The organism is Streptomyces sp. 184, from assembly GCF_045781775.1.
GTDB lineage: Bacteria > Actinomycetota > Actinomycetes > Streptomycetales > Streptomycetaceae > Streptomyces.
This window is the reverse complement of sequence record NZ_CP123230.1, coordinates 91,273-118,024: the sequence shown is the minus strand read 5'-3', so window position 1 is coordinate 118,024 and position 26,752 is coordinate 91,273. Positions and strand designations below refer to the sequence as shown.

General features: G+C 75.6%; 23 protein-coding genes and 1 pseudogene. 8 read left to right on the top strand and 16 right to left on the bottom strand.

Annotated elements, in window-relative coordinates; all coding sequences use genetic code 11:
• Positions 1–15 precede the first annotated feature (15 nt).
• Positions 16–1,659: a protein kinase domain-containing protein gene (locus QBL21_RS00340; RefSeq protein ID WP_407559910.1), complete on the bottom strand. Its 1,644-nt coding sequence runs from the start codon at positions 1,657–1,659 to the stop codon at positions 16–18.
• Positions 1,660–2,018: 359 nt separating this feature from the next.
• Between QBL21_RS00340 and QBL21_RS00335 the strand changes: the two genes are divergently transcribed.
• Entirely contained in the window at positions 2,019–3,737 is a 1,719-nt protein-coding gene (locus QBL21_RS00335) for a protein kinase domain-containing protein (protein ID WP_407559909.1), read from the top strand.
• Positions 3,738–3,888: 151 nt separating this feature from the next.
• Here the strand turns inward: QBL21_RS00335 and QBL21_RS00330 are convergent, their stop codons facing one another.
• From QBL21_RS00330 to pdhA, 10 genes and pseudogenes are all read right to left on the bottom strand, one after another.
• Positions 3,889–4,452 carry a bacterial proteasome activator family protein gene (locus tag QBL21_RS00330; RefSeq protein ID WP_407559908.1) on the bottom strand — a complete coding sequence of 188 codons (564 nt, stop codon included), beginning with the start codon at positions 4,450–4,452 and terminating at the stop codon, positions 3,889–3,891.
• Between the two features lie 73 nt (positions 4,453–4,525).
• The gene (locus QBL21_RS00325; protein ID WP_407559907.1) at positions 4,526–5,236 is read right to left on the bottom strand and encodes a GNAT family N-acetyltransferase; all 711 of its coding nucleotides are present in this window, start codon (positions 5,234–5,236) and stop codon (positions 4,526–4,528) included.
• Between the two features lie 181 nt (positions 5,237–5,417).
• Complete coding sequence (locus QBL21_RS00320) at positions 5,418–6,551, bottom strand: hypothetical protein (protein ID WP_407559906.1); 1,134 nt, start codon at positions 6,549–6,551, stop codon at positions 5,418–5,420.
• A gap of 113 nt (positions 6,552–6,664) precedes the next feature.
• Positions 6,665–7,642 (bottom strand): NAD(P)H-quinone oxidoreductase, encoded by a 978-nt coding sequence (locus QBL21_RS00315; RefSeq protein ID WP_407559905.1) that lies wholly within the window; start codon positions 7,640–7,642, stop codon positions 6,665–6,667.
• Positions 7,643–7,877: 235 nt separating this feature from the next.
• Positions 7,878–8,900: pseudogene (locus QBL21_RS00310) on the bottom strand (potassium channel family protein); the annotation flags it as partial.
• Positions 8,897–10,312: a molybdopterin molybdotransferase MoeA gene (locus QBL21_RS00305; RefSeq protein ID WP_407566252.1), complete on the bottom strand. Its 1,416-nt coding sequence runs from the start codon at positions 10,310–10,312 to the stop codon at positions 8,897–8,899. The gene QBL21_RS00305 and the pseudogene QBL21_RS00310, both read right to left, overlap by 4 nt.
• Before the next feature lie 758 nt (positions 10,313–11,070).
• The gene (locus QBL21_RS00300; RefSeq protein ID WP_407559904.1) at positions 11,071–11,985 is read right to left on the bottom strand and encodes a DUF6457 domain-containing protein; all 915 of its coding nucleotides are present in this window, start codon (positions 11,983–11,985) and stop codon (positions 11,071–11,073) included.
• 33 nt (positions 11,986–12,018) lie between these two features.
• On the bottom strand, positions 12,019–13,575 hold the full coding sequence (locus QBL21_RS00295; RefSeq protein ID WP_407559903.1) for a dihydrolipoamide acetyltransferase family protein: 1,557 nt from the start codon (positions 13,573–13,575) through the stop codon (positions 12,019–12,021).
• Positions 13,575–14,612 (bottom strand): alpha-ketoacid dehydrogenase subunit beta, encoded by a 1,038-nt coding sequence (locus QBL21_RS00290; protein WP_407559902.1) that lies wholly within the window; start codon positions 14,610–14,612, stop codon positions 13,575–13,577. The genes QBL21_RS00295 and QBL21_RS00290 overlap by 1 nt, the downstream gene beginning before the upstream one ends.
• Complete coding sequence (pdhA, locus tag QBL21_RS00285; RefSeq protein WP_407559901.1) at positions 14,609–15,754, bottom strand: pyruvate dehydrogenase (acetyl-transferring) E1 component subunit alpha; 1,146 nt, start codon at positions 15,752–15,754, stop codon at positions 14,609–14,611. The genes QBL21_RS00290 and pdhA overlap by 4 nt, the downstream gene beginning before the upstream one ends.
• Before the next feature lie 161 nt (positions 15,755–15,915).
• Here pdhA and QBL21_RS00280 point away from each other — a divergent pair, with 161 nt between their 5' ends.
• Positions 15,916–16,446 carry an Lrp/AsnC family transcriptional regulator gene (locus QBL21_RS00280; protein ID WP_407559900.1) on the top strand — a complete coding sequence of 177 codons (531 nt, stop codon included), beginning with the start codon at positions 15,916–15,918 and terminating at the stop codon, positions 16,444–16,446.
• Positions 16,447–16,497: 51 nt separating this feature from the next.
• Here QBL21_RS00280 and QBL21_RS00275 read toward each other — a convergent pair whose 3' ends face one another.
• Positions 16,498–17,112 carry a TetR/AcrR family transcriptional regulator gene (locus QBL21_RS00275; RefSeq protein WP_407559899.1) on the bottom strand — a complete coding sequence of 205 codons (615 nt, stop codon included), beginning with the start codon at positions 17,110–17,112 and terminating at the stop codon, positions 16,498–16,500.
• Positions 17,113–17,204: 92 nt separating this feature from the next.
• On the opposite strand from QBL21_RS00275, the gene paaN reads away from it, so the two are divergent.
• Entirely contained in the window at positions 17,205–18,887 is a 1,683-nt protein-coding gene (gene paaN, locus QBL21_RS00270) for a phenylacetic acid degradation protein PaaN (protein ID WP_407559898.1), read from the top strand.
• Positions 18,888–18,889: 2 nt separating this feature from the next.
• Here the strand turns inward: paaN and QBL21_RS00265 are convergent, their stop codons facing one another.
• The 3 genes from QBL21_RS00265 to QBL21_RS00255 all read right to left on the bottom strand — a co-directional run bounded on the left by QBL21_RS00265 (position 18,890) and on the right by QBL21_RS00255 (position 22,088).
• A complete protein-coding gene (locus QBL21_RS00265; RefSeq protein ID WP_407559897.1) occupies positions 18,890–19,735 on the bottom strand; it encodes a TrmH family RNA methyltransferase in 846 nt (281 codons plus the stop codon).
• A 236-nt stretch (positions 19,736–19,971) separates the two neighbouring features.
• Positions 19,972–21,315, bottom strand: a complete 1,344-nt coding sequence (locus QBL21_RS00260; protein WP_407559896.1) for an HTTM domain-containing protein — start codon at positions 21,313–21,315, stop codon at positions 19,972–19,974.
• On the bottom strand, positions 21,312–22,088 hold the full coding sequence (locus QBL21_RS00255) for a DUF5819 family protein (protein ID WP_407559895.1): 777 nt from the start codon (positions 22,086–22,088) through the stop codon (positions 21,312–21,314). Before QBL21_RS00255 ends, QBL21_RS00260 begins: the two co-directional genes overlap by 4 nt.
• A gap of 163 nt (positions 22,089–22,251) precedes the next feature.
• On the opposite strand from QBL21_RS00255, the gene paaA reads away from it, so the two are divergent.
• The 5 genes from paaA to QBL21_RS00230 all read left to right on the top strand — a co-directional run bounded on the left by paaA (position 22,252) and on the right by QBL21_RS00230 (position 26,339).
• Positions 22,252–23,316 carry a 1,2-phenylacetyl-CoA epoxidase subunit PaaA gene (gene paaA / locus QBL21_RS00250; protein WP_407559894.1) on the top strand — a complete coding sequence of 355 codons (1,065 nt, stop codon included), beginning with the start codon at positions 22,252–22,254 and terminating at the stop codon, positions 23,314–23,316.
• 116 nt (positions 23,317–23,432) lie between these two features.
• Positions 23,433–23,699, top strand: coding sequence for a 1,2-phenylacetyl-CoA epoxidase subunit PaaB (gene paaB, locus QBL21_RS00245; protein ID WP_407566251.1), 267 nt, complete (start codon positions 23,433–23,435; stop codon positions 23,697–23,699).
• The gene (gene paaC / locus QBL21_RS00240; RefSeq protein WP_407559893.1) at positions 23,696–24,487 is read left to right on the top strand and encodes a 1,2-phenylacetyl-CoA epoxidase subunit PaaC; all 792 of its coding nucleotides are present in this window, start codon (positions 23,696–23,698) and stop codon (positions 24,485–24,487) included. Before paaB ends, paaC begins: the two co-directional genes overlap by 4 nt.
• A gap of 17 nt (positions 24,488–24,504) precedes the next feature.
• Entirely contained in the window at positions 24,505–25,242 is a 738-nt protein-coding gene (locus QBL21_RS00235; RefSeq protein ID WP_407566250.1) for an iron-sulfur cluster assembly protein, read from the top strand.
• Positions 25,239–26,339, top strand: coding sequence for a 2Fe-2S iron-sulfur cluster-binding protein (locus tag QBL21_RS00230; RefSeq protein ID WP_407559892.1), 1,101 nt, complete (start codon positions 25,239–25,241; stop codon positions 26,337–26,339). The genes QBL21_RS00235 and QBL21_RS00230 overlap by 4 nt, the downstream gene beginning before the upstream one ends.
• A gap of 20 nt (positions 26,340–26,359) precedes the next feature.
• Here QBL21_RS00230 and QBL21_RS00225 read toward each other — a convergent pair whose 3' ends face one another.
• On the bottom strand, positions 26,360–26,704 hold the full coding sequence (locus QBL21_RS00225; protein WP_407559891.1) for a rhodanese-like domain-containing protein: 345 nt from the start codon (positions 26,702–26,704) through the stop codon (positions 26,360–26,362).
• Positions 26,705–26,752 lie beyond the last annotated feature (48 nt).

Genomic DNA, 26,752 nt, shown 5'->3' with positions numbered 1-26,752 from the left:
CCGCGCCCCCGCCCGTCAGCCTTCCGTGCCGGCGCCGCCGTTGGCCTGGCCCTGCACGAGCCCGCCGTCGGCCTCGCCGCCCTCGACCTCGCCCGTCGTCTCGCCGTTCGCCTCGCCCGTCGTCTCGCCGGTCGTCTCCCCGGTGGTCTCGCCCGTCGAGCTGCCCTGCGAGCCGCCGTCCGTCGTGCCGCCGCTGCCCTCGCTCGTGCCGCCGGCGTCGTCGGTCGGCTCGCTGGGCGAGCCGGTCGGGCTGCCGGTGTCGGTCGGGCTGTCCGTCGGCGACGTGCTCGGCGGCGGCTCCTCGGTCTCCTCCCACGTCGGATCGTCGTCCTCGTAGGTCGGCTCGTCCTCGGTGGGCGCCGGCTCTTCCTTCTCCGTCTCCCTGTCCTTCGTCGGAGACGGCTCCTGCTTCGTCGGCGACGGCGGCGCCTGCTTCGGGTCGTCCTCGTCGCCCCCGCTCAGCGCGAAGGCCACGCCCAGCACTATGGCGACCACCGCCAGCGCCGCGAGCGCCCACATCTTCCCGCGCCCGCCGCCCGCCCGGCGCGGACCGGGCTCGAAGCCGCCGTCGTCCGGCCCCCGGGGCCGCAGCAGCGACGGCTGCGGGGTGTCCGTGCCCGCGGCGGCCAGCGCCGTGGTCGCGGCGGTGGCGCCGACTGCCGGGGTGCCCATCGGCGGCGTACCGCCCACGGCGACCGCGCCGGTGTCCCACGTGCCGGTGTGCGGGCCGACGTCGCGCAGCATGCGCAGCGCGTACTGCACCAGGCCGAGCATCTCGTCGGCGGTCTGGAAGCGGTCCTCGGGCTCCTTGGCCAGCGCCCGCATCACCATGCCGTCCAGCTCCGGCGGCGCGTCCTCGCTGATCTGGGAGGGCGGCACGGCGTTGTCCTGCGCGTGCTGGTAGACCACGGACAGCGGGGTCTCGCCGACGAACGGCGGCCGGCCGGTCAGCAGCTCGTACAGCAGGCAGCCCACGGCGTAGAGGTCGGAGCGGGTGTCGACGGCGCGGCCGAGCGCCTGCTCGGGGGAGAGGTACTGCGGGGTGCCCATGACCATGCCGGTCTGGGTCATCGTGGAGGCCGCGCCGTGCAGCGCGCGGGCGATGCCGAAGTCCATCACCTTCACCGCGCCGGTGGTGGTGATGATGACGTTCGCGGGCTTGATGTCGCGGTGGACGATGCTGTGCTCGTGGCTGTACGCCAGGGCCTCCAGCACCCCCGAGACGATCAGCAGCGCCTGGTCCGGCGGCGGGATCTCGGCGCCGGTCAGCAGCTCCTTGATCGTCCGGCCCTCGACCAGCTCCATGACGATGTACGACACGGTGCTGCCGGCGACCTGGTCCTCGCCCGAGTCGTACACCGCGACGACCGCGTGGTGGTTCAGGCCCGCGACCGACTGCGCCTCGCGCGTGAAGCGGGCCTTGGAGACCGGGTCCTCGGCGAGGTCGCTGCGCAACAGCTTGACCGCCACCTCGCGGCCCAGGCGCACGTCCTCCGCGGCGAAGACCTCGGCCATGCCGCCGCGGCCGAGGCGGCGCGTCAGGCGGTAGCGGCCGTCTCCGACGAGCCCGCCGACGCCCCAGTTCTCCGGAGAGTCAGCCATTCCGCCGCGGCCCGGCCCGTTCGCCGACGGCTCCTCGGGGGGCTCCGTCTGTGACATCAGTTCCTCGCCGTGGTTCGGTCTCGTCGTCTCGTCGTCGTTGTCTCGCCGTGTATCCGGTACGGGGCACGCTACCTCCTGCCCCCGACACACCGGATCCCGCTGAACGGAACATGCAACCGGGTCGGGGGGCCCGTACGCAAATCCCGGAGGGCCGTGGTGGTGGTGAGGGGTGCGCGGCGCGGTGGACGGCGGCGCGGGGGGTGAGTGGCGGGTGAGTGGTGGCTGAGTGGTGGGTAAAGGGGGCGCAAAGGGACGGCCCAAGGGGGCAGGTGGTCACGGAACGGGCAAGCCGCTTGACCTCTCCTCTGCCTGAGGCAGACTTTCAGCATCAGCAGGCACCCGGGGGAGAATCCAGCATGACCGAGTACGGCGGCCAGGACGACTACGCCGGTCGATCGGTGGGGGGCGGCCGATACCGGCTCCTCGACCTGCTGGGCACGGGCGGCATGGCGTCCGTCCACCTGGCTCACGACACCGTTCTCGACCGCCAGGTCGCGGTGAAGACGCTGCACACCGAGCTGGGCCGCGAGGACTCCTTCCGCGAGCGCTTCCGCCGCGAGGCCCAGGCCGTCGCCCGGCTGTCGCACCCGAACGTGGTCTCCGTCTTCGACACCGGCGAGGACCGCTTCGCGGGCGCGGGCGAGGCCGGCGGGCCCGTGCCGTACATCGTCATGGAGTACGTCGAGGGCCGCCCGCTGCGCTCGGTGCTCGACGAGGACGTGGCGCGGTTCGGCGCGGTGCCGACGGAGAAGGCGCTGCGGATCGTCTCGGACGTGCTCGCCGCGCTCGACGCCAGCCACGAGATGGGCCTCGTCCACCGCGACATCAAGCCGGGCAACGTCATGATGACGCGCCGCGAGCAGGTCAAGGTGATGGACTTCGGCATCGCCCGCGCCGTGCAGTCGGGCGTCACGTCGATGACGCAGACCGGCATGGTCGTCGGCACCCCGCAGTACCTCTCCCCCGAGCAGGCCCTCGGCCGCGGCGTCGACGCCCGCTCCGACCTGTATTCGGTGGGCGTCCTGCTCTTCGAGCTGCTGACCGGCCGGCTGCCCTTCGACGCGGACTCGCCGCTGGCCATCGCGTACGCGCACGTGCAGGAGCAGCCGCCGACGCCGTCGTCCATCAACAGGACGGTGCCGCCCGTGGTCGACGCGCTGGTCGCGCGGGCGCTGGCGAAGAACCCCGACGAGCGGTTCCCGAGCGCCGAGGAGATGCGCGAGGAGGTACGCCGCGCGGGCGGCATGACGCCGCCGGGCGCGATGCCGTCAGTCGTCCCCGGCGAGCACGCGCGTGACTCCGGCGCGGGCGTCGGCTCCGCGGTGTTCCCGCCGGTCAACCCGTACCAGTCGCCGCCGCCGGGCGCCGCCGCCACCCCGTACCAGCCGATGCAGCAGCAGGGTTTCGGCCCGGCCCAGCCGCACGCGCAGCACGGGCAGGGACCGGGGCAGGGGCAGCACGGGGGGTACTCCACGCCGCAGCCGTACTCGCTCAGCCCGCAGGGGGCCCAGGGCGGCGGGAGCCATTCCGGGGGCGGGGGGAACCGGAACGGCGCGGTCATCGCGCTGAGCGTCGTCCTCGCCGTCGCGGTGATAGCCGCGGCCGTCATCGTGATCGCGCTCAGCGGCGGCGACGACGGCGACCCCGAGGCCAAGCAGACCGGCCAGACGCAGCAGGCCGACCCGAACTCCGACCCCGACTCCGACCCGACCGACGACCCCGGCGACGACAGCGGCGGCACCGGCGGCGAGGAGAGCACCGACGGCGGCAGCGGCGAGGCGGAGATGATCCCGCCGGACCGGTCCCGCACGATCGACAAGACCCGCTGCACGGAGCCGTTGACCGACCCCAAGAACGAGAACCTGGTCCGGGTCCCGGACTTCACCTTCAAGGACTACCAGTCGGTCCGCGAGTGCCTGCGCGCGGCGCAGTGGTCGTACGAGGTGGACGAGGAGCCCGACGCGCTGTGGGGCAAGGACACGGTGCTGGAGCACAACTTCAACGACTACGACGACTACTTCGACCCGTCGAAGGACAAGATCGAGCTGGTCATCGCCACGGGGTACGCACCGTAGGCCGTCCTCGGCGCCGCTTCACCCGGCGTCGCTCCATTCCGTCCGCGTCGCGTCGCGTCGCCTCGGCTCCGGACGGCTTCGGGCCGGTTCGTACCGTGATACGAACCGGCCCGGTCGTGTGCGGAGTGCGGGGCCGAGGGCTGGTCCCGCGTCAGAGGTACGGGCCCCCGGTGCGGCCGTGCTCCGGGCCCAGCTCGCCCTCGTCGCCGCCGAGGCTGCTGCCGGGCGGCAGCGCCCGGCGCATCTGCTCCAACTGCGCCCGCGCCGCCATCTGCTGCGCGAACAGCGTGGTCTGGATGCCGTGGAAGAGCCCTTCGAGCCAGCCGACCAACTGCGCCTGCGCGATGCGCAGTTCCGCCTCGGTCGGCACGGTCTCGTCGCCGAACGGCAGCGTCAGCCGCTCCAGCTCGTCGATCAGGTCGGGAGCGAGGCCGTCCTCCAGCTCCTTCACCGAGCTGGAGTGGATCTCCTTCAGCCGGGCGCGACTCGCCTCGTCCAGAGGTGCGGCCCGCACCTCCTCCAGCAACTGCTTGATCATGCTGCCGATGCGCATGACCTTCGCCGGCTGCTCGACCTTGTCCGTCAGCGGGATCTCGCGGGCCTCCTCGTCCGCGCCGCCGTCGCCCGGCGCGACGGTCCCGCGTGCCATCCCGTCGGGTCCGACCACCACCACCTGGGGGGTCTCGGGCGGGCGCTCGTTGCTCGGAGTATTCATGCGTCCATTGTCGCGCACGGGCCCGGCGGCGGGGCTCCCGGGATCTTGAGCGGCGGGGGCGGCGGGCGTCGGATCAGGTCGGGCCCGTGGTCGGGGCGCCGGCTGAGGTGCTGGTGGGAGCGCTGTTCGAGGCGTCCTTCCGGGCGCTCTCCGGGGCTTTCTCCGGGCTGCCCGTGGGAGGGCGGAGGTCCAGCATGTGGAAGACCTTGTCGTACCGGCGTTCCCCCACGGCCACGAACCCGGGGAGCCGGCCGTACTCGGTGAAGCCCAGCGAGCGGTAGAGGCGCAGCGCGGAGCCGTTGTCGCCGCGGGCGTCGAGGGTCAGCACCTCGATGCCGGCGGCCCGCGCGTCGGCGACCAGCGCGGCGGTCAGCGCCCGGCCGATCCCGCGGCCGTGCGCGTCGGCGGCCACCGCGAGCTTCTCCAGATCGGCGTGGGGGCGGTGGGTCGGGCGGGTGTAGCGGAGCCAGTAGCCGAGGCCGAGGAGCCGGTCGCCGAGGTACGCGGCGCGCAGGGCGGCGTCGCCGGCGCGGGCGGCGGCGAGCACGTCGTCGAGAAGCGCGGCCACCTCGGCAGGGCCGGGCGGGTCGACCCAGCCGAGCGCGGCGCCGTCGCGGACGAGGGCGGCGAGGATGCGGTGGGCGGCGGCCGGGAAGTCGGCGGCGAGCCGGGGGGCGTCGGCCAGGGCGGGGGCGTCGAGGAGGGCGGGGGTGGGGGTGGGGGGTGCCGGGGCGGTGGGCTCCGTGGGGGCTGTGTTCGTGTCGTCGGGGGCGGCCGGGTCCATTGGGGCAGCGTAACCGCGGGGTGTGGGCCGGGGTCAGCGGCGGAGGGGGCGGGGGGCCGGGCCTAGGACGGCGGGGGCGGAGGTGCCGCGGGGGGCGGGTGGCGTAGGTCGGCGGCGGAGGTGCCGCGGGGGCCGAGCCCGGGTCGGCGGCGGTGGAGGCGACGCGGAGGGCCGGCCTTCGTCAGCGGCGGCGGAGGCGTAGGGCGAAGTACGCCAGGCCCAGGCCGGTGAGGGTCATGCCCGTGCCGAGGGGCAGTACGCGGTCCGCCGTGCCGGAGGAGTGCCGCGGGGCGCGGTCGGTGGCGTCGGCCTGGGTGTCCGGTACGAAGGTGAGGCTCTGCGCCGGGTCCGGGGTGTGGTCGGTGCCGGGCACGGGGGCGTTGCTGCTGCGGTACGGGGCGGGGTGGCGGGGCCCGGAGTGCGGGGGGCCGGCGGGGCCGGGGGCGGAGCCGCGGGGGTGCCCGGGGCGGTGGCCGCGGGGGCGGTCGCGGTCTGCGCCGGGGCGGGGGTGGGCGTCGCGGCGTTTCCCGTGGGGGGTGGCGGTGGGCGCGGGGGAGCGGTCGGAGTGCGGGGGGCGGGGTGCGGTGGGGCGGTCCGGGCGCGGGGCCGCGGGCGGTGCCGGGGGGCCGGGGCGGGGGGTGCGGCCGGGGTCGGGCGGCGCGTGCCGGGGCGGGGTGGGGGGTGCGGGCCGGTCGGCGCCGGGGGCGCGGGGGGTGCCGCGGTGCGGTGGGGTGGGGGGTGCGGGGCGGCGGGGGCGGTCGGGGCGGGGTGGCGCGGTGGCGTCGCCGGGGGTTGGGGCGGTGTGGGGGCGACCGGGGTGGCGGCGGCCTTCGCCGGCGCCGTTGCCGGCGAGACCACCGGAGCCGCGGGGGCGGTCGGGGTCGGCGCGGCGGGGGCGGTCGGGGTCGGCGTCGGTGCGGCGAGGGCGGTCGGGTCCGCGGGCGGCGTCGCGGTCGGCGTCGCGGTCGGGGTCGGCGTCGCGGTCGCGGGGGGCGGTGCCGTGCTTGCCGTTCGCGGTGCCGCGGGCGTCCACGGCGCCGCCTCGGGCGTCTGCGGTACGGGGTCGGCCGTCGGCTGCCGTGCCGGCGGCGTCCGCCGCGGTGCCGGGCCGGGCCGGGCCGCGCCGGGTTCCGGTCAGCGCCGCGTCGCCCACCCCGTACGACGTGCCCTGCTGCTTCCCGTACGACATCGGCCGCCCGCTGCCGGCCCCCTGCGCCACCGAAGCCACCGCCGCCGTCTCGGGCGCCACCGCCTGCCACAGCACCACCGCCACCACCCCGGCCGTGAGGCGCAGGCGACGTGCGGGAGCAGCCACGGCGGAGACCCTTCCGTGCCGGCAGTGCTGACGTGACCAGAGTCACATAAACCAACAAAGCCGACATTCGGAGCTACGCCGTGCGGGTCCCCCCGCACGGCGTACCCCGCGGATCACGTCGTCAGAAGCAGCTTCCCCACGTGCGCGCTCGACTCCATCACCCGGTGCGCCTCCGCCGCCTGCCGCACCGGCAGCGTCCGGTCCACGATCGGCCGCACCCGGTCCGCCTCCACCAGCGGCCACACGTGCTCCCGTACCGCCGCCACGATCGCCGCCTTCTCACCGACCGGCCGGCCGCGCAGCGACGTCGCCGTGATCGCCCCGCGCTTGGCCAGCAGCGCGCCGAGGTTCAGCTCCCCCTTCGCCCCGCCCTGGAGCCCGATCACCGCGATCCGGCCGTTGACCGCCAGCGCCTTCACGTTCTGGGCCAGATACTGCGCCCCGACGATGTCCAGGATCACGTCCGCGCCCGCGCCGCCCGTGGCGGCCCGTACCTCCTTGACGAAGTCCTGCTCCCGGTAGTTGACGAGCACGTCCGCCCCCAGCTCGCGGCAGTACTCCAGCTTCTCCGCGCTGCCCGCCGTCACCGCCACCCGGGCGCCGACCGCCTTGGCCAACTGCACCGCCATCGTGCCGATGCCGCTGCCGCCGCCGTGCACGAGCAGCGTCTCGCCGGGGCGCAGGTGGGCGATCATGAACACGTTCGACCAGACCGTGCACGCCACTTCGGGCAGCGCGGCGGCGGTCACGGCATCGTGCCCGCGCGGTACGGGCAGCAGTTGTCCGGCCGGCACCGCGACCCGCTCCGCGTACCCGCCGCCGGAGAGCAGCGCGCACACCTCGTCGCCGACCTGCCAGCCGGTCACCCCCGCGCCGAGCGCGGCGATCCGGCCCGCGCACTCCAGACCGGGGTACGGGGACGCGCCGGCGGGCGGTTCGTAGAACCCCTGGCGCTGGAGCACGTCCGCGCGGTTCACACCGGCGGCGGCCACGTCGATCAGCACTTCGCCTTCGGCCGGCACGGGGTCGGGGACCTCGGCCCAGACGAGCGAATCGGGGCCGCCTGGCTCTGAGATGGTGATCGCATGCATGCCGTGGACGCTACTACTCCGCGTCGTCGGTGCCGTCCTCGTCCTCCCGCGGACGGCGGTCGCCGTTCCGGTTCCGGCCCCGGCCGCGGTCCCGGTCCGTACCGCCCAACTCCCCGTAGGTGCCGAAGCCCCTGGAGCCCCTGGGCTCGCCCACGTCGTCGTAGTCCCGGTAGCTGCGGTCCCGGCGCCCGCCCAGGTCCCAGCCACCCTCGCGGGTGACTATGCGTTCCTTTTCCGGCGTCGTCGCGGGGCCCTCGGCCCGGCTGATCGTGATCAGACGGTCCGTCATCTCCAGCCGGCCGACGTCCGGATCGTCGTACGGCATCAGCCGGTGCCCGCGCTTGACCGCCACCACCAGGTCTTCCGTCTCGCGCGGCAGCAGCCCGGCCTCCGCCTTGGTCGCCGGGCGCTCGATCAGATCCAGTCCGGAGCCCTGCACGATCAGGTCCTCCAGGACCGTGCCCGCGCTCGGGCTCAGCACGGACAGGCCGAGCAGCCGGCCCGCCGCGCTGGAGCTGGTGATCACGGCGTCCGCGCCGGACTGGCGCAGCAGCGGCGCGTTCTCCTCCTCGCGCACCGCCGTCACGATCTTGGCCCGCGGGTTCAACTGCCGGACCGTCAGCGTGACCAGCACCGCCGTGTCGTCGCGCTGCGGCGCGATGACGAACTGCGCGGCCCGCTGCCCCTCGGCGCGCAGCAGCACCGCGGAGCGCGTCGCGTCGCCGACCACGCCGACGTAGCCGTCGGCGTTGGCCGCCTCGATGACCTTCGCGCTCGGGTCGATGATCACGACCTGGCCCTTGTCCAGCCCCTTGGCGCGCAGCGTCTGCAACGCGGAGCGGCCCTTCGTGCCGTAGCCGACGATGACGGTGTGGTCGCGCAACGCTGACCTCCAGCGATCGAGCCGCCACTGGTGGCGGGTGCGCTCGGTGAGCACCTCAAGGGTGGTGCCGACGAGGATGATCAGGAAGAGCACGCGCAGCGGTGTCACCACGAGGATGTTGGTGAGCCGGGTGCTCGGCGTGGCGGGGATGATGTCGCCGTAGCCGGTGGTGGAGAGGGAGACGGTGGCGTAGTACGCGGCGTCCAGCAGGCCGACCTTGCCGCCGGCGCTGTCGCGGTAGCCGTCGCGGCCGAGGTACACGACGAACGCGGCGAACGCGAGGACGAAGAGCGCGGCCAGGAGACGGCCGCCGACCTGGCGCAGGGGCGCGCGGGGGCGGCGGGGCAGGGCGACGCGCTGGTCGGGGAACTTCACGCCGGGCCCGCCGGGGTGGTGGGGCCGGCGGGGGCGGCTGCCGCGTTCGCGGCGGTCCAGGGGAGGCCCAGGACGCGTACGCGGGCGCCGGCGGGGGCGCCGCCGGGCGGAACGACGGCGAGGGCGTCGGCGACGGCGAGGCCGCGGAGCATGGCGGGCCCGGTGAAGTGCAGGGGGCGCGCGGCGGGGTACGGGGGCGGGGCGCCGGCGTCGGCGCCGCGGCCGGGCGCGGCGGCGGCGGCGCGCGCGGGCGTACGCGCCGGGCGCTGGGCGCTGGGCGGCGGGATCGGGGACGGGGACGAGGGCGGGGCCGGCAGCGGCGGGGCCGCGGTCCGGTGGTCTATGGCGACCGGCACCAGCCGGGTGTCCGTCGGATGCCCCTTCGCGTCCGCGGTCAGCACCGCCTCCGGCGGCTGCGGCACCGGCCCGCCGCCGAGGACGCGCACCAGCGGCTCGGCGAGCGTCAGCAGCCCCGAGACCGCGGCCAGCGGGTTGCCGGGCAGCCCGACGACATGGGCGCCGGTCGGCAGCACCGCGAGCAGCATCGGGTGGCCGGGACGTACGGCGACACCGTCGACGAGCAGGTCCGCCTTGAGGCGGCGCAGGGTGCCGTGGACGTGGTCGACGGGCCCCGCGGCGGTGCCGCCGGTGGTCACGACGACGTCCGCCGTGGACGTGGCGATGGCCTCGTACAGCAGTTCCGCGTCGTCCCCGAGGCGCCGGGTGACGAACGGCTCGGCGCCGCACGCGCGCAGCCACGGCTCCAGCATCGGGCCGAGCGCGTCGCGGATCCGGCCCTCCCGGGGCAGCCCGCGGTGCAGCAGCTCGGCGCCGAGGACGAGGACCTCGACGCGGGGGCGGCGGACGACGCGCAGCTCGTCGTGGCCCGCGGCGGCGGCGAGCCCGAGGACGGCGGGGGTGACGTGCTCGCCGGCGGGCAGCAGCTCGACGCCGGTGCGGCACTCCTGGCCGCGGGGGCGGATGTCCTGGCCGGTACGGACGTCCTGCGCGGCGGCGGCCGGGGTGGCGAGGAGGGTGCCGTCGTCGCGGAGTTCGGCGTGCTCGGAGCGGAGGACGCCGGTGGCGCCGGGCGGGACGCGGGCGCCGGTGGCGATGCGGACGGCGTGGCCGTCGGGCAGCGGGGGGTGCGCGGCGTGGCCGGCGAGGATGCACTGCCCGGCGGAGTCGAGCCGCCAGGGGCCGGGGCCGGCGACGGCGTAGCCGTCCATGGCGGAGGTGTCGAAGGGGGGCAGGTCGACGAGGGCCTTCAGCGGATCGGCGAGCACCATCCCGTACGCGCCGGCCGCCGGCACGACGACGGCGGGCAGCCGCCGCCCGGACCGCAGGGCGACGCGGCGGGCGGAGTCCCAGGACAGCCCGCGGGGGTCGTGCGGTTCACGGCGGGAACGCATGTCGAGTCCGAGCGCCACGTCCAGCGGGTCCCCGCTGCGGGCGGAACCATCCCGCGCCGCGGGCGCACCCTCGCGCCCGTGGGAGCCGCGCGGGGTGCCCCCGCGGCCCGCGGCCCCGCCGGGCCCGCGCCCGCCCACCGGCGACTCGGCCGCACCCGCCCGGGGCCCACGGCCCGAGCCCGTACGCGCCTCGCGACCGCCGGCGCCGTCCGCGCTGCTTCCGCCCCGCTCCGCGTCGCGTCCGGAGGCGGCTCGTGCCCCCGGCTCTGCGGCGGCGTCACCGCGCGGAGCGCGCGCGGCGGTGCGGTCCGCGGCGCCCCGCGGCCCGGCGCCGTGCCGGCCGGCACCGCGGCTCGCGGCCGTACCCGTTCCCGTACCCGTGCGCGGCTCCGGCTGCCGATCCGCCGGGCGGGCCGGGCGGCGACGCGGTGGCGACGGCTCCGGGCCGTCGGCCGTGCCCGACCGCTCCGTGAAGGTCAAGGCGTCGCCGAACTCGTCCGGTTGCGGGCGCGGTCCGCCCGTCCCCCGGGCCCCGCTCTCCCGCCCGCGAGGCGCAGCCGGGCCTCCGGGAGCCGCGGCCGGCGGGGGTTCGGCGAGGGTGAAGGCGTCGCCGTAGGTGGCGGCCAGGTCGTCGGTCTCGTTCGCCAGCGCCAGCGCGTCCGCGAACTCGTCGCCGCGGGCACCGGCTTCGCTCCCGCTCCCGCGGCCGGCCCCGGCGCCCGTCCCGGGGGCGCGCCGCTCGCCCCGCCGACCAGACGTCATGTGTCCGCCCGGCCCTCCTCGGCCGCCTCCTCCGCCCACCGCTCGGTCAGCGCCGTGACCTTGCGGGCCGCCTCCGCGACCGCCTCCGGGCCGCCGCCGGCCCGCCCCGCCGCGTAGCCGACGAGGAACGTGGTCAACGGCGCCGCGGGGCGCGCCACTCCGTGCGCGGCGTCGCGCGCGAGGTCGAGCAGAACGCGGGTGTCGACCTCGGTGTCGAGGCCGAGTTCTTCCTTGACCGCTGCCAGCCATTCATCCAGCACGTGCCCATGCTCCCTGATCCGGTCCCTGGCCGTCGCCAGATCCTCCCAGGTGTCGCAGTCGAACGTGGCACCGGATGTCGACCGTACGAGCCGCAGCTCCCCCGTGAGCAGCCGCAGCGGCAGCCCGGCGAGCCCGCCGTACTCGACGGCGAGCAGCGCCAGGCCGCGGCGCAGCGACTCGCCCCGGTACGCCGCGACGAGCGGCTGGTCGCGTCCGGTGCCGTCCACGAACATCGCCCCGTCGACGCTGACCTCGGCCGACGCGAGGGCGTCGAGGAGGGTGCGTACCGTGCCGTCGTCCAGGAACGGCAGGTCCGCGGAGAGCAGGACGACGGTGTCCGCCGAGGTCAGCGGCAGCGCGGCGGCCAGCGCGGCGAGGGGTCCGCCGCCGGGCGGCGCCTCGCGGGTCCAGGCCACCGGGCGGACGGTGGGGCGACGCGGCCCCACGACGACGGTCTGCCCGGCGCCGCGGCACGCGCGCAGCACCCGGTCCAGCAGGGTCCGCCCGCCGACGCGCAGGGCCGTCTTGTCGACCCCGCCGAGCCGCCGCGCGGCGCCGCCGGCGAGCACGACGGCGGCGTACGGTTCCGCCGGGCCGGCGTCCGCACCCGCGTGCGCCGCCCCGGGCCCCGTACCGCCGGACTCCTCCATGGCACGGGACCCTACCCGCCCCCCGCCGCTGCGCTAGAGCGACCTGAGCAGCACCGAGGGGTGCTCGACGCAGTCGGCCACGTACCGCAGGAAGCCGCCCGCCGTGCCGCCGTCGCACACCCGGTGGTCGAACGTGAACGACAACTGCACCACGCGCCGCACCGCCAGCTCGCCGCCGTGCACCCACGGCTTTTCCGCTATCCGCCCCACGCCGAGCATGCCCGCCTCGGGGTGGTTGAGGATCGGTGTGGAGCCGTCGACGCCGAAGACGCCGTAGTTGTTCAGCGTGAACGTGCCGCCGGTCAGCTCCGCGGGCGTCAGCGTGCCGGCCCGCGCCGCCTCGGTCAGCCGCGACATCTCCGCGGAGAGCCGCTCCGCGCTGAGCGCGTGGGCGTCGCGGACGACCGGGACGACGAGCCCGCGGTCCGTCTGCGCGGCGAAGCCGAGGTGGACGGCGGGCAGCCGGACTATCTCGCGGTCCCGCACCGTGGAGTTCAGCTCGGGGAAGCGCGCGAGCGCGGCGGTGCAGACGCGGCCGAGCAGCGCGAGCAGCGACACCGGCGGCCGGTCGTCCGCGGCAGCGTTCATCGACCGCCGGGCGGCCAGCAGTTCCGTCGCGTCGGCGTCCACCCAGCACGTGACGTCGGGGATCTCGCGCCGGCTGCGGGACAGCTTGTCGGCGATGGCACCCCGCACCCCGCGCAGCGGCACCCGCTCGCCTCCGGCGGGCACGGCTCCGGCAGTCCCGGCGCCCGCGGTACGCGCACCGGCGCCGACGCCCGCACCATCGACGGCGGTACGTCCCACGCCATCGACGGCCGTACGCCCGGCGTCACCGGCCGCGGTGCGCACCGCGGCCTCGACGTCGGCGCGCAGGATCAGCCCGCGCGGCCCGCTGCCGGCGATGGCGCGCAGGTCGAGCCCGGACTCCCGGGCGATCCGGCGCACGAGCGGCGAGATCACGGCCACCGGCCCGTCCTCCACGGCCTCCGGCGCCGCCGCGCCCCGCGCCGGCGGCTCGCCCGCTCCGGGGCGGGCCGGGCCGCCGTCGAACCCGTCACCGAACCCGTCGCCGAGGCCGCGGGCCGCCCGGTCCCGGGTGCGGCCGGCTCCCGCCGGGCCCCGACGCCGTCGCCGGCGCGTGCCGCCGGCACTCGTGCCGTAGCCCACGAGGACGTTGCCGGAACCGCCCGTCTCCTCCCCGGCGAACTCCGCCGCGGCCCGCGCGTCGCCCGCCGCGCCGTCGCCCGCCGCGCCGCGGATCCTGTCCTCGATCCGGTCCCGGTATCCGCCCCCGGCCCCGGTCCGGGCTCCGCCCGCGCCGCCGCCACCCGTCCCGGCCGCGGCCTCCACCGCCACCGTGACCAGCACCGACCCCACCGGCACCTCCGTGCCGGCCTCACCGTGGCGGGCGGTGACCACGCCCGCGTACGGGCAGGGCACCTCGACCATCGCCTTGGCCGTCTCCACCTCCACCACCGGCTGGTCGACGGCGATGACGTCGCCGACGTCCACCAGCCAGGTGACGATCTCCGCCTCCGTCAGCCCTTCGCCCAGGTCGGGCAGCGCGAACTCGCGGACCTCCGGCATCAGCCGCCCTCCGTCCACTCGGCCTCCCACTGGAGCCGCGAGACCGCGTCCAGAATGCGGTCCACGCCCGGCAGGTGGTGCTTCTCCAGCATCGGCGGCGGGTACGGGATGTCGAGGCCGGCGACGCGCAGCACGGGCGCCTCCAGGTAGTGGAAGCAGCGCTCGCCGATGCGGGCGGCGATCTCGCCGCCGGGGCCGGCGAAGCCGGGCGACTCGTGGACGACGACGGCCCGGCCCGTGCGCCGCACGGACGCCACGACCGTCTCCTCGTCGAACGGCACCAGGGAGCGCAGGTCGACGACCTCCAGGTCCCAGCCCTCCTCGCGGCCGGCCTCGGCGGCCTCCAGGCAGACCGGCACCGACGGGCCGTACGTGACGAGGGTGGCCGTCGTGCCCGGCCGGCGCACCGCCGCCCGGCCGATGCCCGGCACCTGCTCGGGCCGCTCGGGGTCCCAGCCGGCCTTCGACCAGTAGAGCCGCTTGGGCTCCATGAAGACCACGGGGTCGTCGGAGGCGATGGCGGCGCGCAGCAGACCGTAGGCGTCGGCGACGGTGCCGGGCGTGACCACGTGCAGCCCGGGGGTGGCCATGTAGTACGCCTCGGAGGAGTCGCCGTGGTGCTCGACGCCGCCGATGCCGCCGCCGTACGGAACGCGGATCGTCAGCGGCATCGGGGTGGCGCCCCGGGTGCGGTTGCGCATCCGGGAGACGTGGCTGATGAGCTGCTCGAACGCGGGGTAGGCGAAGGCGTCGAACTGCATCTCCACCACGGGCCGCAGCCCGTACATCGCCATCCCGACCGCCGTGCCGAGGATGCCGGCCTCGGCCAGCGGGGTGTCCGTGCAGCGGTCCTCGCCGAACTCCTCGGCCAGGCCCTGCGTGATGCGGAAGACGCCGCCGAGCTGCCCCACGTCCTCGCCCATGACGTGGACGGCGGGGTCGGCGGCCATGGCGTCGCGCATCGCGCGCGTGAGGGCCTGCGCCATGGTGGCGGGCTTGGCCCCGGTGGCGGTGCCGGCGACGGCGGTCGTCGTCATCGGCCCTCCTCCTCGGCCTGAAGCTCTGCCTCAAGCTCGGCGCGCAGCATGGTCTCCTGCACGCGGAGCTGCTGCGTCGGCTCGGCGTAGACGTGCGCGAAGAGGTCCACCGGGTCCAGGTCGGCGTCGGCGTGCAGCCGCTCGCGCATGTCCGCCGCCAGCTCCTCCGCCGCCGCGCGGGCGGCGGCGGCAGCCGCGTCGTCGAGCAGTCCGCGGCCGGTCAGCTCGCGCTCCAGCAGCGCGACGGGGTCGTGCGCACGCCAGGGCTCGACCTCGCTGTCCGTCCGGTAGCGCGTGGCGTCGTCGGCGTTGGTGTGGGCCTCCATGCGGTACGTGACGGCCTCGACCAGCGTCGGGCCGCCGCCGGCCCGGGCGCGCTCGACGGCCTCGGTGAGGACCTCGTACGCGGCGACCACGTCGTTGCCGTCGATGATGCGGCCCGGCATCCCGTACCCCACCGCCTTGTGGGCGAGGGAGGGGGCGGCGGTCTGCTTGGCGAGCGGGACGGAGATCGCGAAGCCGTTGTTCTGCACGAGGAAGACGACGGGCGCGCGCCAGACGGCGGCGAAGTTCAGCGCCTCGTGGAAGTCGCCCTCGCTGGTGCCGCCGTCGCCGACCATGGCGAGGGCGACGACGTCGTCGCCCTTGATGCGGGCGGCGTGGGCGAGGCCGACGGCGTGCGGGAGCTGGGTGGCCAGCGGGGTGCACAGGGGGGCGATGCGGTGCTCCGCGGGGTCGTACCCGGTGTGCCAGTCGCCGCGGAGCAGCGTGAGGGCCTGCACGGGGTCGAGGCCGCGGGCGACGGCGGCGAGCGTGTCCCGGTAGCTGGGGAAGAGCCAGTCCTGCGGGCGCAGGGCGCGGGCGGCGGCGACCTGGCAGGCTTCCTGGCCGGTGGTCGACGGGTAGACGGCGAGGCGGCCCTGCTTGGTCAGCGTGGTGGCCTGTTCGTTGTACCGCCGGCCGGTGACCAGCGCGCCGTACAGCTCGCGGAGCAGGCCGGCGTCGGCATTCTCCGCGGCGGAGGTGCCGAGCACGCGGTACGGCTCGGGGTCGGGCAGCAGGGGTGCCGCGTCGGTACGCGGCTTCCATCCCGGCGGGGGCGCCGGGTGGTAGGCGCGGCCGGGCTGCTCAAGAACCGTCATGACGTCCACCTCCTTGTGGGCGTGGATGAGACCTCGTGCACTCCCTACCGATTGTTCGGTTGACGGCACATTTTGGCTACAGGGAACCCCAGCCTGTGGACAAACGGTTCTGCACAGCTTCCAATACCAGCAGGTCGTCCAGACAGGGGAGGCGCTGGGGCATGGCGGAAGAACAGTTGGCCGACGACACCCCCGACCTGCCCGCCACCGCCCCCGCGGTGCCCGCGCCGCGCCCGCCGGCGCGCCGGCTGGACGCCGTCGACCGCGAGATCATCCGCATCCTGCGCGCCGACGGCCGCGCCTCCGTACGCTCCGTGGCCGAGCAGGTCCACGTCTCCCGCGCCAACGCCTACGCCCGCATCAACCGCCTCATCGACGACGGCGTGATCCGCGGCTTCGCCGCCCGCATCGACCAGGAGCGGGCGGGGCAGGGGACGTCCGCGTACATCACGCTGAAGATCGTCCAGAACACCTGGCGCACGGCGCGCCGCCAGCTCGAACAACTGCCGGGCGCGGTCCACATCGCGCTGGTGGGCGGGGACTTCGACGTCCTGCTGCTGGTGCACACGGAGGACAACCGCGCGCTGCGCGACCTGGTGCTGACCCGGATCCAGTCGATCCCGGAGGTGCTGTCGACGCGCACCCTGCTCGTCTTCGAGGAGACGGACGTGCAGAACGACCTGCTGAGCTGAGTACGGGCCCCGCCCGCCGGCCCGCGCCGCCAGGTACTCGCGCCCCCGCCGTCAGGTCCGCAGGCCCGCGAAGGCCAGCGTCACCACGGCCGCCGCGACCTCGTCGTCGTCGTGGGCGTTGCCCGCGCGCGGGCGGTACCACTCCGCGATCGAGTTGATCATGCCGAAGAGCAGCCGCGTGGCCAGCCGGACGTCCACGTCCGCGCGCAGGTCGCCGTCCGCCACCGCCTCCTTGAGCAGCGCCGCCACCCGGGCGTCGAACTCGCGCCGGCGCTCCATGGCCCAGCGCTCCGTCTCGGTGTTGCCGCGCACCCGCAGCAGCAGCGTCACGTACGGCAGCTCCGCCATCAGCACCACCGTCGTGCCCCGGGCGACGGCCTCCAGCCGCTCCACGGCCCGGCCGGTGCGCGCGGCGGGGTCGTCGAGGACGCCGAAGAGGCCGTCGAGCGCGCGGCTGACCGCGCGGTGCAGCAGCTCCTCCTTGCCGCGCACGTGGTGGTATATCGAGGACTTGGAGATGCCCGCGGCACGGGAGAGGTGCTCCATCGAGGTGCCGTCGTACCCCCGCTCCAGGAAGACCTCGACGGCCACGGCGAGAAGCGTTTCGGGGGTGTACGTGTCCCGTTTCGCGCCGCTCTGCGCGCCTGTCCGCCTGCTCTCGGCCACTTATCCACAGCCTCTCTTGCCCCGACCGATCATTCGGTTACTCTAGCCGCGAAGCCCGATTTCCGCCCAGCTCGACGAGGAGTTGGTTCCGCATGCCCGCCCCCCTCACGCCCGACGCGCTCGCCGAGAAGCACCGCCCCACCCTCGACCAGGCGTTGGACGCGATCCGCACGCGCGCCTTCTGGTCGCCGCACCCCGAGCACCCGAAGGCGTACGGCGAAAGCGCCCCCGCGGACGGGCAGGCGGCCTTCCAGGCGCTGCGCGGCACCCGCGTGGACCTCGGCCAGCCCGGCACCGACGGCTGGGCCGGGGACGAGGTCTCGCCCTTCGGGGTGGAGCTGGGCATCACGTACCCGCACGCCGACCCGGACGTGCTGCTGCCCGTGATGCGGGCGGCGACGGGGGCGTGGCGGCAGGCCGGGCCCGAGCTGCGGGCGCTGGTGTGCCTGGAGATCCTGGCCCGGATCAGCGCCCGCACCCACGAGTTCGCGCACGCCGTGATGCACACGTCGGGGCAGGCGTTCATGATGGCGTTCCAGGCGGGCGGGCCGCATGCACAGGACCGCGGCCTGGAGGCCGTCGCGTACGCGTATGCGGAGCAGAGCCGCACGCCGCTGGTCGCCGAGTGGTCCAAGCCGCAGGGCAAGCGGGACCCGCTGCACCTGCGCAAGACGTTCACGGCCGTGCCGCGCGGCGTCGCGCTGCTCGTCGGGTGCAACACGTTCCCGACCTGGAACGGCTATCCCGGCCTCTTCGCCTCCCTGGCGACGGGGAACGCGGTGCTGGTCAAGCCGCATCCGCGGGCCGTGCTGCCGCTCGCGCTGACGGTGCAGGCCGCCCGCGAGGTGCTGACCGAGGCCGGCTTCGACGCGAACCTGGTGTCTCTGACCGCCGAGCGGGAGGGCGAGGGCGCCGCCAAGACGCTGGCGCTGCGCCCCGAGATCCGGATCGTGGACTACACCGGCTCGTCCGCCTTCGGCGAGTGGCTGGAGGACAACGCCCGCCAGGCCCAGGTCTACACGGAGAAGGCCGGCGTCAACACGGTCGTGATCGACTCCACCGACGACTACCGCGGCATGCTCGCCAACCTGGCCTTCTCCCTCTCGCTCTACAGCGGCCAGATGTGCACCACCCCGCAGAACCTGCTGATCCCCCGGGACGGCATCGACACCGACCAGGGCCGCAAGTCGTACGACGAGGTGGTCGCCGGCCTCGCCGCCGCGGTCGACAAGCTCCTCGGTGACGACGAGCGGGCCACGGCGCTGCTCGGCGCGATCGTCAACCCGGGCGTGCAGGAGCGGCTGGAGGCCGCCCCCGGGCTCGGCGAAGTCGCCCTGGCCACGCGGGCGGTGGTCCACCCCGAGTTCCCCGGCGCCACGGTGCGTACGCCGGTGATCGTCAAGCTCGACGGCGCGAAGCCGGAGGCCGAGGCGGCGTATATGACCGAGTGCTTCGGGCCGGTGTCGTTCGCGGTCGCGGTCGGCTCGACGGGCGACGCGGTGGAGCTGCTGCGGCGCACCATCCGCGACAAGGGCGCCATGACCGTCGGGGCGTACACGACGTCGACGGAGGTGGAGCGGTTGATCGAGGAGGCGTGCATGGAGGAGCCGGCGCAGCTTTCCTTCAACCTCACCGGCGGGGTGTACGTGAACCAGACCTCGGCCTTCTCCGACTTCCACGGCTCGGGCGGCAACCCGGCGGCGAACGCGGCGCTGACGGACGGGGCGTTCGTGGCGAACCGCTTCCGGATGGTCGAGGTCCGGCGCCCGGCGTAGCGCTACGGGACCGGCGGGCCGGCCGGGCCGATCGGGCCCGGGGCGTCCGGGCCGGCGCCGAGGGACCAGTGGTAGAGCGCCATGGCCACGCTGGTGGCGAGGTTGTAGCTGGAGACCTGCGGGCGCATCGGCAGCGACACGAGCCGGTCCGCGCGCGCCCGCAGGTCCGGCGAGATGCCGTGCCGCTCGGAGCCGAAGGCGAGGAGCGCGTCGGCGGGCAGGCGCAGGGTGCGCAGGTCGGCGCCGGCGGGGTCGAGGGCGTAGAGCGGGCCGGGGGCGGCGTCGGCGAGTTCGCCGAGCGGGAGGCGGGCGACGGCGGTGGCGTAGTGCAGGCCGGCGGCGCCGCGAACCGCGTTGGGGTGCCAGGGGTCGGTGTCGCCGGTGGTCACGACGCCGGTGGCGCCCATGCCGGCGGCGAGGCGGACGACGGCGCCGACGTTGCCGAGGTTGCGCGGGTTGTCGAGGACGACGACAGGCGCGGAGCGGGGCGCGCGCAGCGCGGCGCGCACGGTGGCCGGCTCCGCCCGGTCGGCCAGGGCGGCGACGCCGGTGGGGTGCCGCCGGGGCACCAGTTCGCGCAGCTCCCGGTCGGGCACCTCGGTGAGCAGGCCGTCGAGGCGGGCGGCGAGGTCGGGGGCCAGCTCGCCGGCGAGCGCGAGCGCGTCGGCGCGGGAGGTGGTGACGGCGATCCGCACGCGGGCGCCGAAGCGCAGAGCGTGCTTGAGGGCGTGAAAGCCGTCGAGCAGCACGACCCCGGCGTCCCCGACAGACCCGGCCGACGCAGCCGGCCCAGCCGGCCCGGCGGTCCCGGCGGCCTCGCGCCACTGCCGTACGACGTCCCCGGTCATGCGCCGAGCCTACGTGTCCGGCTCCGCCGCCCGTCCGGCGGTCTCGGCGCACCGGAGCACCCGGGCCCGCGCCGTACGCCCGCCCGGCGCCGTACCCCTTCCAGGCTCCGCGCCCCGGGCTCGCGGCGGTGCCGTACCGCCTGTCCGGAGTACCCCGGCCCCGCCGTACGCGCGTCCAGGCGTACACCGTCCGGGCCGTGCCCGGGCCCGCGCCCGTGCCGTACCGCCCGCGGGCCTCAGGCCGGGCGGGCGCCCGCCTGGGCGTCCGGGGAGCCCGCCTGCGCCGGGATCGCGGGGTCCGGCGGCTCGGCCGCCGGCGGCTTCGGCGGCGGGTCCGCCCCCGGCACCCGGCCGAGGAGCAGGTTCTTCAGCCCCGTGACCTTCGCGCCGGTCCACACCAGGAAGACGGTCGGCAGGAACACCAGGTCCGCCGAGATCATCGCCGCCGAGAAGAACGGCAGCCCCATGATCACGGCGATCGACGCGTGGTCGATGATCATGACGGTCAGCAGCACGTTCTTCAGCCGCCGGTTGAAGAGCGTGAAGGGGAACGCGACCTGCACGATGACCGTGCCGTAGCCGAGCAGCATGATCATGGTCCCGTTGCTCGCCATCATGTCCGCGAGCCCCGGCCAGGGCGTGAAGTAGTCGAGCTTGAGCGGGTAGTAGACGGCCGTGCCGTCCTGCCAGCGGGTGCCCTGGACCTTGTACCAGCCGGCGGTCGCGTAGATGAAGCAGACCTGGGCCATGATCACGAGCAGCCCGGCGTTGTGCACGAGGTTCGCCAGCACCTCGCAGACCGTCCGCGGCTCGGCGGACCCGGCGCGCCGTACCGCCCACCACACCGCGTGCGCGACCCACAGCCCCCAGAAGATCAGCGCCCAGCCCCAGGTCAGGTGCCCCATCACGGTGACGACGAGCAGCGCGGCGCCCAGCACCGCCCACAGCACCACCCCGACCCGGTCCTGCGGCGGCGCCGCGCCGGGCTCCGCGGCGGCGCGCGCCGCCTCGCGCCGCGCGCGGCGCGCGTCCAGCGACCACACCTGGCCGCAGCGCGTGATCACCAGGTACGTGGCCATGAGGTGGATGACGTTGTCGCCGCCGTCGCCCATGAAGATGCTGCGGTTCTGGAGGGACAGCACGCCCACCATGAAGAGCACGGACGCCGTCCGCGTACGCCATCCCAGCAGCAGCATCACGCTGGCGGCCACGGCGAGCAGGTAGACGACCTCGAACCAGAAGTCGCTGCGCGACCACATCAGCAGCGTGAACGCGCCGGTCTCGTCGATCAGCCGCCGGCCGAGGTCGAAGCTCCACGGCCCGTCTGGTCCGTACAGCTCGTGCCGGTGCGGCAGTTCGCGCAGCAGGAAGCACAGCCAGGTGAAGGCGAAGCCGATGCGCACGACCGCCGTCTGGTACGGGCCGAGCGTCCGCGTCGTGACGTGCCCGAGGCCGCGGGTGAGGGCGTCCTCGAAGCGCCGGCGCAGCTCGGCCGCCGAGGGGACCTTCGGCGTCGCGGGCGGTCCGGGGCGCGGGGGAGGCCCGGGGGGCGTGGGGGGTGTGTGCGGTGCCGAGGTCACTGGGCCCTCTCCTCCCACACCTCGCGGTCGCTCTTCATCAGGTCCTCCCCCGTGACGATCCACCAGGGCAGCTCGCGGTGGACCGGAGCGGTGTCCCAGCGCTCGCCGCTCCACGACGGCGGGGCGATCCGGTAGCTGGTCTGGCGGATCTGGATGCGCTCGACCCGGCCGTCGTTCAGCACGGGGCCGAGGCGCCGCATCACGATGCGCTTGACGTAGTCCTCGGCGAGGTCGGCGCGGTCGGAGATGGCGCGGTTGTCCTCGTCGTGGGTGTCGGTCCAGTAGTCCCAGCCGCGGCGCAGCTCGTTCTGCACGCTGTGGCTGGGCGCCGGGTTGCCCTCGATGTTCTTGTGGTCCATGGCCGTGAGGTCGACCCAGCCGGTCTGCTCGCTGCCGCCGTCGGGCATCCGCAGCTCGGCGCGTACCTCGACGTGGATGTTGGTCTGGAGCGGGTTGGGCGCGAACAGCCGCCAGTTCTGCTCGAACTCGGGGAAGACGATGCGGTCGATCGTCTCGTCGTGCTTCTTGCTGAGCGTGTTGGCCGGCGCGACGTGCAGGAAGCCGGCACCCAGATGCACGGTGACGAGGCCGACCAGCACCGCGATGGCCAGGGCGACGACGATCCGCGAGACGGGAGACAGCCCGGCGATGCCGAGCGTCGGCCGCGGCGCCGGCTCTGCCCCGGGCTCGGCTTCCCGCTCTGCTTCCGCCCCCGCGACGCCCCCGCCGTCGGGTATGCCGGCGCGGCTCTCGTCCGGCTGGCGCGATTCCATAACCCCCGGGCTCCCGTCTCCTCCGGTCCTTAGGACCGGCACGCTACCCACCCCGACCGCCCTCGCGCAGCGTACGGGGGCAGAAACCGACCTTGACAGGGTAGTGCCGGCCAAGGAGCATGGAACCGAACGATCGGTCGGTAGGGAGGGCACGGGAGCCGAGATGCCGGAGACGATCACCGAAAGAGGCAGCCGGTCCGGAGCCGAGGCGGGTTCCGGATCTCGTACGGGCACGGGGACAGGGGCGCCGGAAGCCGCGGCGGCGCCCGAGGCCGCCCCCGGAGCAGCGCCCCAGGCGGCGTTCGACGCGAGGATCGCCGCGGACGAGCGCATCGAGCCGCGCGACTGGATGCCCGACGCCTACCGCGCGACGCTCGTGCGCCAGATCGCCCAGCACGCGCACTCCGAGATCATCGGCATGCAGCCGGAGGCGAACTGGCTGACGCGCGCCCCCTCCCTGCGCCGCAAGGCCATCCTGCTGGCCAAGGTGCAGGACGAGGCGGGCCACGGCCTGTATCTGTACAGCGCCGCAGAGACCCTGGGCACCGGCCGGGACGAGCTGCTGGACAAGCTGCACGCCGGCCGCCAGAAGTACTCCTCGATCTTCAACTACCCCACGCTCACCTGGGCCGATGTCGGCGCCATCGGCTGGCTCGTGGACGGCGCCGCGATCATCAACCAGGTGCCGCTGTGCCGCTGCTCCTACGGCCCGTACGCGCGCGCGATGGTCCGCATCTGCAAGGAGGAGTCCTTCCACCAGCGCCAGGGGTACGAGCTGCTGCACACCCTCGCGCACGGCACCCCCGAGCAGCACGCGATGGCCCAGGACTCCGTCGACCGCTGGTGGTGGCCGTCGCTGATGATGTTCGGCCCGCCCGACGACGAGTCGGCGCACTCGGCGCAGTCCATGGCCTGGAAGATCAAGCGGCACTCGAACGACGAGCTGCGCCAGCGCTTCGTCGACATCTGCGTGCGCCAGGCCGAGATCCTGGGCCTGACGCTCCCGGACCCCGACCTGCGGTGGAACGAGGAGCGGGGGCAGCACGACTTCGGCGCCATCGACTGGGCGGAGTTCAAGGAGGTGCTGCGCGGGAACGGGCCGTGCAACGAGGAGCGGATCGGCCGCAGGCGGCAGGCGCACGAGGACGGCGCGTGGGTGCGCGAGGCCGCGGCGGCGTATGCCGCGAAGCGGGCGCGCGCCGCGGGGTCCGAGGAGGCGGCGGCATGAGCGCCGAGGCGGCGGGCCCGGAGGCTACGGTCGGGAAGGCCGCAGGCTCGGCGGCTGCCGGCCCGGAAGCTGCGGGCCCGGCTGCGGGCCCGGATCCCTCGGCGGGGGACTGGCCGCTGTGGGAGGTGTTCGTCCGCAGCAGGCGCGGCCTGTCGCACGTGCACGCCGGCTCGCTGCACGCCCCGGACGCCGCCATGGCCCTGCGCAACGCCCGCGATCTCTACACCCGGCGCCAGGAGGGCGTCTCGGTGTGGGTCGTGCCGTCCGCCGAGGTCACGGCCTCTTCGCCGGACGAGAAGGACCCGTTCTTCGCGCCCGCCGCCGACAAGCCGTACCGCCACCCCACGTTCTACGAGCTGCCGGAGGGGGTGCGGAACCTGTGAGCACCGCCCCGGACCCGGCCACCGCGGACCGGGCCACGGCAGTCCCGGAGGCCGCAGTCCCCGCCGCCCCCGACCCGGCCACCGCCGGTGCGCTGGCGCTGGGGGACGACGCGCTCGTCCTGTCCCACCGGCTCGCGGAGTGGACGGGGCACGCGCCGGTCCTGGAGGAGGAGGTCGCCCTCGCGAACATCGCGCTCGACCTGCTCGGCCAGGCGCGCACGCTGCTGTCCCTCGTCGGCGACGAGGACGAGCTGGCGTTCCGCCGGGAGGAACGCGCCTTCCTCAACGTCCAGTTGGTCGAGCAGCCGAACGGCGACTTCGCTCACACCATCGCGCGCCAGTTGTACTTCTCCGTCTACCAGGAGCTGCTGTACGGGCAGGTGGCCGCCGGTGCCGAGCCCGCGCCGCTGGCGCCGCTCGCGGCGAAAGCGGTCAAGGAGGTCGCGTACCACCGGGACCACGCCGAGCAGTGGACGCTGCGCCTCGGCGACGGCACCGAGACCTCCCGCGCGCGGATGCAGTCCGGCCTCGACGCCCTCTGGCGGTACACGGGCGAGCTGTTCCGCCCCGTCGAGGGCGTGGCGGTGGACTGGGCCGGGCTGGAGGCGGCGTGGCTGCGGTCCGTGGGCGACGTGCTGGAGCGCGCCACGCTCACGCTGCCCGAGGGCCCGCGCGGCACGGGCTGGTCGGCCGGCGCGGGCCGCGAGGGCGTGCACACGGAGTCGTTCGGGCGGATGCTCGCGGAGATGCAGCATCTGCACCGCAGCCACCCGGGGGCGTCATGGTGACGGACGCGGACCGGCACGTGGCCACCCCGGTGGAGGAGCGGCTGCGGGAGCTGGCCGGCAGCGTGCCGGACCCGGAGCTGCCGATGCTGACGCTGGCGGAGCTGGGCGTGGTGCGCGGGGTGCGCAGGACCGGGGCGGCGGCGGTGGAGGTCGAGCTGACGCCGACGTACACGGGATGCCCGGCCGTGGAGTCGATGGCCGAGGACATCGAGCGGGTGCTGCGCGAGCGGGGCGGGATGGCGGACGTACGGGTGCGGCGCGTGCTGGCGCCGGCGTGGACGACGGACGACATCACGCCGGAGGGCCGCCGCAAGCTGACCGAGGCGGGCATAGCCCCGCCCCGCACGACCCGCCCCGCGGGCCCGGTCCCGGTCACGCTGAGCGCGCGGCGCGGCCGGACGGCGACGCCGGCCGGTGACACCCCGGCGGCACCCGAACCCGCAGGGCAGGCCGCCACCCGCCCCAGCGATGCGTCCGCCAGGGCATCCGGCCACGCCGGGGCCGAGGTGACCGGGGGCAGCGGACGCACGGGGCCCACCCCCCACGGCGGCACCGTGTCCGCCGACACCCCGGCCCACGCCACCGCCCCCGAGCCCGGGCCCACCGCGGCGGTCGCCGGCGAGCCCGTCCGCTGTCCCCGCTGCGGCTCCGCCGAGACCGAGCTGCTGTCGCCGTTCTCCTCCACCGCCTGCAAGGCCCTCCGGCGGTGCACCGCCTGCCTGGAGCCCTTCGACCACTTCAAGGAGCTGACGTGACCTCCGCCGCCGCACCCCGGGGGCACGCCGTCTTCCACGACCTCAAGGTCGCCGACATCCGCCGGCTCACGGACGACTCCGTCGCCGTGACCTTCGCCGTGCCGCCCGAGCTGCGCGCCGCGTACGGCTTCCGCGCCGGGCAGCACGTCGCGCTGCGGATACCCACCGGCACCGACGGCGGCGCCAGCGACCGGCGGACGTACTCGATCTGCTCCCCCGAGGACCCCGAGCCCGCCGAGCTGACCGTCGGCGTCCGCGAGGTCGCCGACGGCGCCTGCTCGCCGTACGTCAACCGGCGGCTCGCGCCGGGGGAGACCCTGCCCGTGCTCACCCCCGCCGGCCGCTTCGGGCTGCGCGGCGCCGCCGTCCCCGGCGGGCGCTACGGCGCGGTGGTCGGCGGCAGCGGCATCACGCCCGTGCTCTCCATCGCCGCGACCCTCCTCGGGCGCGACCCGCGGACCCGCTTCTGCCTCGTCCGCAGCGACCGGTCCGCGGACTCCGCGATGTTCCTGGAGGAGGTCGCCGACCTCAAGGACCGCTATCCCGACCGGCTCCAGGTCGTGCACGCGCTCAGCCGCGAGGAGCAGCAGGCCGGGCTGCCCGCCGGGCGGCTGGACGCGGAGCGGCTGGCGGAGCTGCTGCCCGCGCTGCTGCCGGTGGCGGAGGTCGCGGGCTGGTTCCTGTGCGGGCCCCTCGGGCTCATCCAGCAGGCGGAGCGCGGGCTGCGCGCGCTCGGCGTGCCCCGCCGCCGGATCCACGAGGAGATCTTCCACGTGGACGACGCCCCGGCGCCGGAGCCGGCCGCCGGCACCGGGCCCGAGCACAGCACGCTCACCGCCACCCTCGCCGGCCGCTCCGGCAGTTGGCCGCTGCGGCCGGGCGAGAAGCTGCTCGACGCGGTGCTACGGGCCCGCCCGGACGCCCCGTACGCCTGCAAGGGCGGCGTCTGCGGTACGTGCCGGGCGTTCCTGATCCGCGGCGAGGTCCGCATGGACCGCAGCTACGCACTGGAGCCGGACGAGCTGGCCGCCGGCTACGTGCTGGCCTGCCAGTCGCACCCGGTGACGGAGCAGGTGGAGCTGGACTTCGACAGGTGACCCGGGGCGGGCCGCGCGCGTCAGAGCACGTGGCCCGGGGTGCCGCTGTCGTCCACGACCGGCCGCCCGGCGGCGGCCCACGCCTCCATGCCCCCGGCGACGTTGACGGCGTCCAGGCCCTGCTGCGTCAGGTACATCGCCACCTGCGCCGAGCGTCCGCCGGAGCGGCAGATCACGTTGATCCGGCCGTCCTGCGGCGCCGCCTCGGTCACCTCGCCGAAGCGCGCGGCGAACTGGCTCATCGGGATGTGCAGGGCGCCCTCGGCGTGGCCGGCCTGCCACTCGTCGTCCTCGCGGACGTCCAGCAGGAAGGCGGCCGGTGCCAGCTCGTCGATGCCGACCGTGGGTACGTGACCAAAGCTCATGCCCCGACGCTACCGGACGGCCGCCCGGCCCCCGCCCCGCGCTCCCGC

Coding starts and splice junctions, on each gene's coding strand:
- QBL21_RS00340 (WP_407559910.1), bottom strand. CDS start 1,659: ATGTCACAGACGGAGCCCCCCGAGGAGCCGTCGGCGAACGGGCCGGGC.
- QBL21_RS00300 (WP_407559904.1), bottom strand. CDS start 11,985: ATGGAGGAGTCCGGCGGTACGGGGCCCGGGGCGGCGCACGCGGGTGCG.
- QBL21_RS00225 (WP_407559891.1), bottom strand. CDS start 26,704: ATGAGCTTTGGTCACGTACCCACGGTCGGCATCGACGAGCTGGCACCG.
- QBL21_RS00265 (WP_407559897.1), bottom strand. CDS start 19,735: ATGACCGGGGACGTCGTACGGCAGTGGCGCGAGGCCGCCGGGACCGCC.
- QBL21_RS00305 (WP_407566252.1), bottom strand. CDS start 10,312: ATGCGTTCCCGCCGTGAACCGCACGACCCCCGCGGGCTGTCCTGGGAC.
- QBL21_RS00335 (WP_407559909.1), top strand. CDS start 2,019: ATGACCGAGTACGGCGGCCAGGACGACTACGCCGGTCGATCGGTGGGG.
- QBL21_RS00255 (WP_407559895.1), bottom strand. CDS start 22,088: ATGGAATCGCGCCAGCCGGACGAGAGCCGCGCCGGCATACCCGACGGC.
- QBL21_RS00295 (WP_407559903.1), bottom strand. CDS start 13,575: ATGCCGGAGGTCCGCGAGTTCGCGCTGCCCGACCTGGGCGAAGGGCTG.
- pdhA (WP_407559901.1), bottom strand. CDS start 15,754: ATGACGGTTCTTGAGCAGCCCGGCCGCGCCTACCACCCGGCGCCCCCG.
- QBL21_RS00280 (WP_407559900.1), top strand. CDS start 15,916: ATGGCGGAAGAACAGTTGGCCGACGACACCCCCGACCTGCCCGCCACC.
- QBL21_RS00330 (WP_407559908.1), bottom strand. CDS start 4,452: ATGAATACTCCGAGCAACGAGCGCCCGCCCGAGACCCCCCAGGTGGTG.
- QBL21_RS00325 (WP_407559907.1), bottom strand. CDS start 5,236: ATGGACCCGGCCGCCCCCGACGACACGAACACAGCCCCCACGGAGCCC.
- paaA (WP_407559894.1), top strand. CDS start 22,252: ATGCCGGAGACGATCACCGAAAGAGGCAGCCGGTCCGGAGCCGAGGCG.
- QBL21_RS00290 (WP_407559902.1), bottom strand. CDS start 14,612: ATGACGACGACCGCCGTCGCCGGCACCGCCACCGGGGCCAAGCCCGCC.
- QBL21_RS00315 (WP_407559905.1), bottom strand. CDS start 7,642: ATGCATGCGATCACCATCTCAGAGCCAGGCGGCCCCGATTCGCTCGTC.
- paaN (WP_407559898.1), top strand. CDS start 17,205: ATGCCCGCCCCCCTCACGCCCGACGCGCTCGCCGAGAAGCACCGCCCC.